This is a genomic window from Winogradskya humida, assembly GCF_016862215.1.
Taxonomy (GTDB): Bacteria; Actinomycetota; Actinomycetes; order Mycobacteriales; family Micromonosporaceae; genus Actinoplanes; species Actinoplanes humidus.
This window is the reverse complement of record NZ_BOMN01000066.1, coordinates 51,133-61,387: the sequence shown is the minus strand read 5'-3', so window position 1 is coordinate 61,387 and position 10,255 is coordinate 51,133. Positions and strand designations below refer to the sequence as shown.

At 65.6% G+C, this 10,255-nt stretch carries 9 protein-coding genes; 3 read left to right on the top strand and 6 right to left on the bottom strand.

The genetic code is table 11. From position 1 onward, the window contains the following. A partial coding sequence (locus Ahu01nite_RS26050; protein ID WP_203839254.1) for a PI-PLC domain-containing protein occupies positions 1-1,441 on the top strand: 1,441 nt, incomplete at its 5' end. A 57-nt stretch (positions 1,442-1,498) separates the two neighbouring features. Here Ahu01nite_RS26050 and Ahu01nite_RS26045 read toward each other — a convergent pair. Together Ahu01nite_RS26045 and Ahu01nite_RS52140 are read right to left on the bottom strand one after the other, a co-directional pair. Continuing rightward, the gene (locus tag Ahu01nite_RS26045) at positions 1,499-1,984 is read right to left on the bottom strand and encodes a phospholipase A2 family protein (protein WP_203839253.1); all 486 of its coding nucleotides are present in this window, start codon (positions 1,982-1,984) and stop codon (positions 1,499-1,501) included. A gap of 653 nt (positions 1,985-2,637) precedes the next feature. Beyond that, entirely contained in the window at positions 2,638-2,958 is a 321-nt protein-coding gene (locus Ahu01nite_RS52140; protein ID WP_369076639.1) for a DUF6578 domain-containing protein, read from the bottom strand. 639 nt (positions 2,959-3,597) lie between these two features. On the opposite strand from Ahu01nite_RS52140, the gene Ahu01nite_RS26040 reads away from it, so the two are divergent. Further along, positions 3,598-4,086, top strand: coding sequence for a hypothetical protein (locus Ahu01nite_RS26040; protein ID WP_239159137.1), 489 nt, complete (start codon positions 3,598-3,600; stop codon positions 4,084-4,086). A gap of 651 nt (positions 4,087-4,737) precedes the next feature. Here Ahu01nite_RS26040 and Ahu01nite_RS26035 read toward each other — a convergent pair. Both Ahu01nite_RS26035 and Ahu01nite_RS26030 read right to left on the bottom strand, forming a co-directional pair. After that, positions 4,738-4,902, bottom strand: a complete 165-nt coding sequence (locus Ahu01nite_RS26035) for a hypothetical protein (protein ID WP_203839252.1) — start codon at positions 4,900-4,902, stop codon at positions 4,738-4,740. Then, positions 4,899-5,096, bottom strand: a complete 198-nt coding sequence (locus Ahu01nite_RS26030) for a hypothetical protein (protein ID WP_203839251.1) — start codon at positions 5,094-5,096, stop codon at positions 4,899-4,901. Before Ahu01nite_RS26030 ends, Ahu01nite_RS26035 begins: the two co-directional genes overlap by 4 nt. Before the next feature lie 153 nt (positions 5,097-5,249). On the opposite strand from Ahu01nite_RS26030, the gene Ahu01nite_RS26025 reads away from it, so the two are divergent. Beyond that, complete coding sequence (locus tag Ahu01nite_RS26025; RefSeq protein WP_203839250.1) at positions 5,250-5,864, top strand: protein NO VEIN domain-containing protein; 615 nt, start codon at positions 5,250-5,252, stop codon at positions 5,862-5,864. 1,239 nt (positions 5,865-7,103) lie between these two features. Here the strand turns inward: Ahu01nite_RS26025 and Ahu01nite_RS26020 are convergent. Together Ahu01nite_RS26020 and Ahu01nite_RS26015 are read right to left on the bottom strand one after the other, a co-directional pair. After that, positions 7,104-7,400, bottom strand: a complete 297-nt coding sequence (locus Ahu01nite_RS26020) for a hypothetical protein (protein ID WP_203839249.1) — start codon at positions 7,398-7,400, stop codon at positions 7,104-7,106. Positions 7,401-7,470: 70 nt separating this feature from the next. Next, entirely contained in the window at positions 7,471-10,080 is a 2,610-nt protein-coding gene (locus Ahu01nite_RS26015; RefSeq protein WP_203839248.1) for an RNA-binding protein, read from the bottom strand. Positions 10,081-10,255: the final 175 nt, after the last annotated feature.

Below are 10,255 nucleotides of genomic sequence, written 5' to 3'. Positions count from 1 at the left end.
ACGCCGCGTGCCCGCCCCGCCCGCCGCCCGGCCCGTCCAGCAGCCGGAGGTCATCGACGCCTACTTCACCACCCGTCGGCCCGAGCGGCGGCGGGTGGTGATCGCCGGCGCCCTCGGCGTACTGCTGGTCGTCGCCCTCGCGGCGCTCCTGGACCTGCGCGGCCAGAAGCCGGGCGAGCGGCCACCCGCGGCGATGCCGATCGTGAATCCCGTGACCGCGACAGGCCCTCTGGAACACGGCCATGCCGGCAACGACTACCTCAACGCGCGACCGTTGCAGGACGCCCTCGACCACAAGTTCACCAGCTTCGAGGCCGACGTCTTCCTGCGCGCCGGAAACCTGGTGCTCTGCCACCAGCTCCGTGGCGATGTCTGCGAGGACCATCGCGGCATCCGGATCACCCCGAAGACGTTCGCGTCGACGTACCTGCGCGGACTGAACACCCGGGTCAGCGCCAACGGCGGCCGGGTCTACCCCGGATACAACCAGCCGGTCCTGCTCTTCGTCGAGATCAAGTGCGTCGAGGCGGCGGGAGCCTGCACGCTGCCCGCGGACCCGGCCGCGGCGGCCGCGGACCCGAACAATCCGCTGGTGGTGGCGAAAGAGCTGATGAACGCGCTGATCCCGTACCGCGGCATGCTCTATCACGTCGACGTGGCGGCCGGCCGGCGGTGGGGACCGGTGCAGATCGTCCTGACCGGCAGCCACAACGACGACCAGCTGCCGGCCGGCGCCGACGACGACGAATCGGTTCGCGACCTGCTTGCGCGACAGACCGACACGTACGCATTCCTGGACGGCCGTTTCGACGTCGACCGCGACCTGTACAGCGCCGATCTCGTCCCGGTGATCAGCTTCCAGGACCCCGCCGACGGAGGCTGCGCGTCCTCGGTCCAGCAAGCGCACTGGGACGACATCGTCAAAGCACAGACCACCGGCCATCACGTACGCACGGGCCACCTGCTCGACTGCGCGGGCGGCGACGTGTGGACCGACGCGCTGTACGCCGGCGTCGACTATCTCAGCAGCAGCCAATTGCCCCAGCTGGGCGGCTGGCTCACGGACAACGCGCACGGTGGCGGCGGCGGCAACTGCGCGGTCCCGTCCTGGATCGCCACGAAGCAGCTCTATGGCCAGTACTGCACGCTCGCCTCCGCGGACGTACCGGTCATGAGCCGCCCCGACCCCAAGTCCTCGCGCGTCGGGTCCCTGGCCAAGGCCGGCGCCCACTGGTTCCTTGGCCAGCAGCCCGGAGAGCCGGACGCCCGCGACTCATCCACCAATTTCTGGTGGGCCTACACCCAGGCGGACAACGGCGAGTGGGGCTGGGTGTCGCTGGTCCATTTCGCCGCCGCCGGCCCGGACCAGTCCGCCGACGGCTTGCAGTACGGCTGCTACGACGTACGCCCCGGCGAGTCCGACGACTGCCATCCGCTCTGACCGGGGCTCACACCGGCGCCCCGCCCGAACAGGGGACGGGGCGCCGGTGAGACGAGATCAGCGCGGATCGTGCCCGTGTGCCTTGACCGCCGAGTAGTACGTCTTGGCGACCCCCCGGCACTGCTTGTTCAGGGCCGGGACGGCCATCCTGAGGTAGGTCAGGTCGCACTCGAACTTAAGGTTGTCGTAGAACTGGTTGTCGCAGTAGGCCTTACGCTGGCCCCTCCGCTCGTAGCACATGTCGTGCACGGCGCAGGAGCCGCGCAGGTCCAGGACGCGGTATCCCCGGGGCCGCCAGCGGTTGGGGGATAGGGTGCAGTAGTCGTGCAGCGATCCCCGCCGAGGGTTGTAGACGTAGTTCCGGGGGATCTTCACGGCCGGCAGGGTGTAGGCGGGCGCCTTCACCGTGGCCGTCGCGAGGCCGCCGACGGCGGCAGCGGCGGAAGCCGGGGATGCGATGACAGCCTCGGCGCCGATCAGCATCACCGCCGCAGCGAGCGGCAGGGCGATCAGCCGTGCGATGAGCTGGCTTGTCTTGCGCACGTGTCTCTCCTTGTCGTGACGGCCGGTGCGGTCTGTCGCACCGGTGCCATCACGGTCTCGGCCCGCTCCCGGACCGGACAACGGACATCTGTCCTCGCTCGACAGATAACGGCGAACCAGCCGACAGTTAGCGACACATACGCCGGCATGCTCAGCGCGTCAGACGTTCGTCGTGACCCCTGCTTTCCGCGGCCTCAGACTCTTCTGCACGCCACCGCAAAACCCCAGCTCAGCCGTGCACAGGACTTCGGGCATCGGCAGCCATGAACAGGTCCGGATCTGGTTCGAGCGGGCCCACTACATCAGGGCTGCCAGGCCACTGACCTCGATCCCGGCTCAGCCTGCAGGGGACGCCGTCGGACGGACCCGATGCCGGCCGAGGCCTCAGCGGTTCACCACGACCGAGCCTGATCTTCCTCATCCCAGGCCGGCCTCGCCCTACTGGAAACTTCCAGAGATCGAGGGGGTTTCCCGTCTCAGGGTGGTGATCATGTCGGCCTTGACGTCGTCGGTGTCGTAGCCGAGCCAGGCCAATCGTCCGTATACCCGGCGTCGCCGCACAGCAGCTTGTCCGATGACGTTGGTCCATGGCTGGACAGGTCGACGCCGGCGACGGCGTCAAACCCGGGACTTCGGTCTCCACCCGAACGGCTTCATCCGCATGCGACCTCGCGTATCGGCCGGAGGGCTGATGCTGGCCGCGCTGATGGGCGATACTGGGATCGAACCAGTGACCTCTTCCGTGTCAGCGACCGGTCCGCAAGCCGCTGACCTGGGACTTTGCATTGACCTGCGTCGGTGTTGGTGCGAGCCCGGAATCCGGCAACCGGATCGGGTTCGAAGCGGCAATGCAACGTCGCGATCGAGGTCACGGTGCCCGCAGTCAGTGGAGCGCTAGAGTCGCCGTGATGGTCCTCAACCGCGTCGACAGTCGCGGCGACGCCGTGGTGGAGTACGGCGTCGAGCCATGCCAACTCGGCGGATGCCGGCGCGAACGCGGGCGCCAACGCCGATCAGAACGCCGCCGAGCAGTGCTCGGCGCAGGGCGCCGGAAATAGCCAGGGCCAGAACGCGGGTCAGGGCCAGAACCCGGGCAACGGCAACGCCGGGAACAACGGGCGAGCAGGTCTGCAACGGCTCGGCCGGGTCGGCTGACAACAGTACAGATTGGACCTTCCGGGCCCATGCTGAGGCGCGGGCCCGGATCGTGCTGTCGGCCCCAACGGCGCCGGTAAGACCACGACGCATCGGGTGGCGCGGGCTCAAGGACACCGGGACGGCCTCGGGCGTGCCGACCGGTGGCGGCGCCGCGATGGCCGCGGTGCTGGTCCCGGTGTTCGGGCCGACGCTGTCCGGCTGGCAGACCGAGCAGCTCGGTCTGCCAGCCGGCCGTGTGGACGGTGCCGCTCGCGTTCACGGTGATGGTGGCGGGCTCGCTGCTGACCCGCGGCCGGGGTACCCACGGACGTGGGCGCGGCGATGCTGGCGACTGCGCGCCCCGGGGGTATCGTTAAAGAAACTTTAAAGAACGCTTGCTCGGCGTCATGAACTGCTGCCACGTCATTGCTCGTATATCTCGGTTCAAGCAGGACCGAGATGAAGAGGAGCCGTGCATGTATCGACGCGGAGTCAGCAGCCGGACGCGTAAGCAGTTGATTGGATGTGCCGCCGCAGCGCTGCTCGGCTCGGCGCTCGCGGTCGGCACGGGGATGAGCCAGGCCGCCGAACAGGGCAACGCCGGAGCCAGCTCCGGTAACATTGACGCTTTGGTGCCGGCGCTGGGTTTCAGCCCGGGCGATCCGAACGCGACGGCCGACCGGGTGGGCCCTACCGGGGTAAAGGTTCCCGGTCGCTGCCCACCCACTCAAGCCCAAGTGAACGCGCAGGTAGCGCTCAAGAATGCGAACTTGCCTAGTGGAACGGACCCTGAGAGCCGCATCCAGCGTTTTGAGAAGACCTTGTCGGCGATTCAAGACTTGAAATGCCCCGCATCGTCCACGACTTTGCTGGGCCGCTTGAATTCCTTGACCGCGCTGCGCGGAAACGCGAATCGCGATAACGTCTTGCGTGGTTTGGGTGTGAACGAAACGCCAGCCGGATAAAGCCGCGGGGAATGCGGCGCCGCAAAACGCGCCAGGGAAATGAGCGGCTCCCAGAGCGGCATCGCGAACAACGGCAACCTGATCCTTCGCGGATCCTGATCTACCGCACGGAACCGCCACGCCGGAGGCCCTCGCACCACGGGGGTCTCCGGCGCGTCCGTGTGTGGGCCATGCGCGTGGTGATCTTCGGCTACTTCGGCACGGCTGACCGACCCCGGCGCTGAGGAGTATCGCGAGCGCCTCGAGCACCGCACCGGCGAGCTGCTCGGCGGCTGCCGGCCACGGTTCTCTGGGAGGCGCTGGCCGGGAGCTTCGGCGAGCGCACCATCGGGGTCCACGGCGGGACGGAGAGCACGCCGAGGGCGGTGGCGCTTTCCTGCGGAGCGAAGCCGTCATCCGCCCAGCTCCCCGTCGCGCTCGCGCATCACCGGAGCGGTCATGCCCGCCTCCGCAAGCCGCGGCATCACGCGCTCGGTGTCCTGGCGGAACTCCGGCGGCGGGGCTCCGGATCGGCCTGCTGAGCGACAGCGGTGCCGAGCTGGCGGAGTGCTGGAGCCCCACCGCGTTCGTCCCGCTCGTCTTCTCCTGGCAGGAACGATGCCGCAAGCCTGATCCGCGGCTCCATGCGCCGGTGGCGCGGCGCCTCGCCGTCTACCCTGAGAAGTGCTCGTCACGAACGCACATCATCGCCCAGGCCTCGACCACGTCGGCCAGGTTGTCGCGTGTGGTCAGCAACGCCTCGGTGGCCACGATGTTCGCCCCGCCCAACCTCAGATAATGGTCATCGCGTTCGTCGACGTCGAGCCAGCCCGTCACGAGCCGCCCCGCTCGACCGGCTTGGGCAGCACCCAGCCCGGCGCCGGCGGCCCGGGCGGCAGCAGCCGCGGCCGCGCCACGCGCACCAGATCGGTGTCGCCGGCGTCGTCCAGCTCCGCCTGTGCCTCCGCCGCGGTCACCGTCCCGACCGGGCGGCCAGGATCCGCGATGGTGCGGGCCGGTCGACTCTGCAACGCGACCGGCGTCCAGGTGTTGCCGAGGGGTTGACGCGTACTGATATTGATGCCGCGCTGCGCGCGTGGTGGTCGTTGGGCGGCGACAACTTCAGGAGGGCCTACGACGGAGGCGCCCCGGAGCGCTACGTCGTAGTTGACGATGCAGGAAGCGTGGATGCGCTCGTCCTCCTGGTGGGTGCCAGAGCGCTAGCCGGTCTCGCCGTCGCCGGTCCGTGGCGCGGCGACCGAGTAGACGTCGCCGATCCGTTGCAGGCGCTGGGCTATACGGTTGACGCCATCGATAGGCAACCGCCTCCGGAGGTTGAGGCTGTAGAACTGGCCGTGCAGGAGGCTGCCGGCCATGGGCGTCATCCCGGTGCTGGGCAAGGCTTCGCGGTTGGCCAGGAAGCCAAGGTGGCGGTCGAGCTGCATGCCATGAGGCGTGCTTTCGAGTACTACCGCGACGAGGGTTCTGTCACCGACACGTCATCTCAGAAGAGCTGGGACTACGAAGTCGACATAGACGGGCAGTGTTGGCACATCGAAGTGAAAGGCACAACCGGCGACCCCGTTGACGTCATCCTCACTCCGAACGCGGTCGCCCACGCACGAAGCTACCCCTTCGTCGCCTTGTATGTCGTTTCCAATATCAACCTTCACGTCGATGACGAGGGCAGGTGCACCACCGATGGCGGTCAGGTCACACATAATCATCCGTGGCGCCTTGACGACGGCGAACTGAGGCCCATCGGCTACAAGTATCGACTGCCGAGCGTACTTGCGTGAACTGAAGAGTGCCTTGCCGTGGACGGTAGATAACTGCTGTCGTTGCGGTGCCGCCCCTCCCAGGTAATGAGCACTGAGGTCGCAGGCAGTGGCCCCTCAACTTCTGTCGGATGCATTGTCGTGGTGGACAGTGTCAGCGCGAGCAACGGCAGGTGGCGGACATCGGTCCGAGGCAGGAAGGGCAGATTTCCGCTCGTGCCGTTGGACGCGGAGCTCGGCCACCGTGACCTTTTCCTTTCGACCTCTGCAATGCAGAAGTGCGGATTGGAGCGGTGGCGTCTAATAGAAGTCCCTGATACCGTGGCGTCCGGCGATCCGATTTGTCGCCTGGGGGGAGTAAAGCCTGACGAACGTCCTGCGCGGTGAAACCGGTCCAACCGCAGCTTTGGAGTATCGTCGATATTTGCTCAGGGTTCTGGATGCTCCGGTTGTTGCAAATGCTTCTGGCCGCTTCGGTGAAGCCTTTCGGATTCTTGCGAATTTTTTATACGTCCGCTGCCCACCGATGATAGTTCTGGCTTTCGAGGCGATTGAGAGCCGACGTTCACGTTCAGGATTGATTGCCTCCAGGGCGGCTTGGATGTCGGCAAGTTGTATGGCTGCGAAGCTTCCTCCCTTTTTACGCAGGGCGTCGCGGAGTGCGGTAATACCCATGTTGGGCTGAGTGGTCAGTTCCTGTCGGACTACAGCGTTGATATCGCTTCTGCTTGCCCGGCCCGTTGGCTTCGTTCCCGTTCGCGCTCCTGGCGGCTGCCGTCGCGTGGCAGCCGGCTTCTTGGTGGCGGGGCCGCGAGGGGGTTGTTTTGCCAGAGCAGGTTGTGGAGCGCGAGGTGGCTGAGACTGCCCGAGGGGCTGTCTGTGCTGTGCTGACACTTGGTCCAGCCAGTTATCGACGCCTCGGTCCGGGCGGTCGTCGTCGCCCCAGTCCCGGCTTGGTGCATCCCATCCGGCGTCTTCGGTATTCTTGTACCAGTCGTCGATAGACATCAGAGGTTCTCCATGTCGTCCGCCGATCCTGATCGGTGACTCGGACCATCGACGGGAGAACGCCAAACATTAGCCAAATACCAACAGCGACAGCCGTGAACGCTGAACGGAGGAGAGTGTTGTTGGCGTTCGGCGGATGGAGCGGCGTGCCAGGAAGCTGAGCGTCAGTTCTGCTGCAGGGTGAACCTGAGGCGCGCCTACCCCGTTGCGGGGATGGCTGGGCAGTGTGGTGCCGCCTGTGTCGACTACTGACTACGAGAAAAGTCGCCCAAAACCATCGCCGATTATCACGGCTGCAGCATCGGCGAGGAACGGTGCCAGCGGCCCGTCCGCCATCTCCAGCAGGATATAGCGTATTGCCTTTATGTGGTCAATCAACATTGATCTGTCTTCATCCGTGATACTGAGTTCGGCGGCATGAAGATGATCCAGCAGTTCGGACGTCACCTCGGGATTGAGTCCAAGAAGGTCGATTCCCTGGCGAAGTGCTCTGGTCAGGCCAAGAGCTGCGTCCACGTCGCCGTTCGGTGGCCCGCCTTCAGAGTTCATTTTTAATCACTTCATCCCTCGGCTGCCGCGGCCTTCCGGTCCTGTCTGGCGGCCCTGTGGCAGGTGATATTCAATCCCCGGTTTCGTTTCGATGTTGCAGTTCGCCGTCAGCACCTTCTGTCTGCTCGTTGTTGTGTATACGTAGCAAGCGTGTGGTGCTGTCCAATCGTAGAGCGGCGGAACTGTTTCGAGGGTAGTACTCCACGCGGCCGGACCAGTTTTTGCCGGGAGGACTGATCATCACTGTTCGGCCGCGCGTTGCCGCGTTGATCACTGCTGCGGCCTCATACTCGGTGATCCGGCAGACTATGCTTTCGTGATGGTCAGTCATGCGTGCAAGGTGGACAGCCGCGTCAAATGTATTTACCGAGGCTGATTTATTGGGATAGTAGCGTGCCCACCCTACGATGACATTGTGCGTCAGTACCGGGGTGTCTCGGCGAAGCCGATATGCATCTACGGCAGCTTGAGCCTCCGACACGCGGATCCAGCCGACGCTGCGGTAGCCGTCCGGCACCGGGAGCCCATCCGGGGCATGGTGATCGACGCTCTCCACGCGAGTATCGGTCTCGTCCGTTGCCGTTGAAGGCAGGTCCGGCGTCACGGCCTGCAACGGTTGTTCCGCACCTTCTGACAGGACGGAGGTCAGGCGTAACGGGGAAGTCCTTGATGGGCGTGTCCATAGCGATTCGAGTTCCAGAGCAATGTCCTCGTCGCCTCGTTGGTGGTACGCACTGAGCACCTGCCTCGGCTTGGCGTCCGTGGGTAATCCCGCCGCGGCCGCGAGCGCTGCGATGGCCTCATCGTCGCTGTCAACCGCAGAGACGCCGATCAGTGCCAGCGCGCTGGCCAGGGGGGCCGCCTTCTTGTCCACGTGGGGCGCGGCCGTCACGTCGAAACGACCATCGTGACGGAAGTCAAGGAACACCATCTGACCTTCAACCAAGCCGAGATCATCGAGGAACCGCTTGATGCTGCCGCTGGTCGGTTGGGGTCCACTCCAACGGATCGGCTGGGTTCCGAGCCGGGACTCCAATTCGACCGTAGAGCCCTCCAGACATCCCACGATCGCGGATACGGCGATGGGGACCGGGAAGCCGGAGCCTCGTAGATGATCCCTCGTGAGAGTGGTGCGTAGCCGCCAGCCGGCCGCATGTTGAAACAGCCGCCGGGTCTCGGCCGGGCTCTTCCGGGCTTGCGCGTTTTCCCGTGGTTGCACTCGCCCTTCTACGATGTCGAACCCTGCGGGCGCGACCGCTTCAAGGATGGTCGAGGCGGTGACGTCCAGCTCGTTCGAGATGGAGCCGATGAGGTCGTGGAGGTCGACACCTCCTCCGGAGGCGTCTACGCGAATGGCAATCAGTTTGCGCACGTCAGCGTCCGGCGGCACATCAGGGGCTCTGAGAGTCCACGTGGAGGGAGCGGTCTCTTGGATCCGGTCGTCGGAGTCGAGTGTGTCCTGTAGCGCTTGACGGTCCAGGGCTGAGTCGATCTGCTGGATGATGGCTTCGGTGGTGAGTGGTGAGCCTGCGACAGCGAGGATGCCCGCTGTGTGATCACCGAGGGTCGCGGTTCGGGTGAGTACGTGTCCGTGGCTGATCGGGTACCCACACCATTCGAGCCAGGCCACGAGTTCCTGTCGCGGCATGGTGCTGGTGGCCGCGAGTTCATCGATCGCCGCGGCACCGTAGGGATCCGCGGAGTCCTCTAACCAGGTCCGGGTGTGATCCCGGGCCGCATCGGTGTGCGGTGCGGCGGCCCAGCCGTCCGTGACCTCGAAGTAGTCATCAAGCCTGTCGAGGACGTGCCACAGAGGAACGTCGAGTTCCGGAACCTGCGCGGCCAGGTCGGGGTGTAGTCGGACGAGTCGGGCGAGGGCGGCCACGGGTTGGATCTCGGTACGGATGCTGGCGAGTAGATTGCCTGTCGCCGTGCCGAAGTGGAACGTGCGGGCCAGGAGCCCATGGAGCTGCACTTCGATGTGCCGCACGTTGTCGACCGGGATGGCGAGCAGGGCGGCGATGTCGGCGTGGTCACTCGGCGCGGTTGCGAGAAACCTCCTGCGAAGTAGCGTCCTTTGATGGCTGTCGAGGCGGGCTACCAGGGCGACGAGTTCCTCGACCGGATCTGCAAGCGGGGAGACGGGAGCGATGTCGGTTGCGGTCAGGGAATTGATCCGCTGGACGGCTTCCTGGATCTCCTCGGGCGCCATGGCCTCGACGCCGACGGCGAAGAGGGGACGGTCCGACAGCTTGCGGATGTGTTGCCAGTTGGCCACCCGGCCAAGATCCTCCAGGAGCTGGGCATGCGATGCCGGCTGGCCTGGGATAGTTGTCCCCGGCCGCGAGCCCTCATCGTCGCGGTCGTTCAGCCCGCCCCCTGCTGGCAGGGTGATGGCGGCTGCGATCAGCGCGGTCACGGCCTCTTCGACGGTGCCCGGTCCGGTGCCACGGGTGTCGAACATGTTCTTGACCGTGACTTCGCCCAGGTCACGGACCGTATGAGCGTCGAGACGCTGAAATGTAGTACGTACACGGCTGCCCGCCGACAGCGCAGAAACCGGCAGTTGCGCAGGAATCGTCGGTAAACTGCTACCGAGCGGGGATTCGGAGTGGCGGGCGATGAAGACTCTGGCGAGGGCGGTGCACAGATCGAAGTGGTCGACGACCATGGTGGTCACAGCGGGCGACTCCGTGAGCCACCAGTCAGGCGCCGGCGACAGATCGGTCAGTTCCCGCAGAGTTCCGGCTGAATAGTGCGTCAGCCATGGTAGAACCTGCACCCACGGGTCGTCGTGGTAGGCCTCTGGGGGTAGATCTGTGAGTGCGGATCCCACCGTTACCTCCTTGAATTCG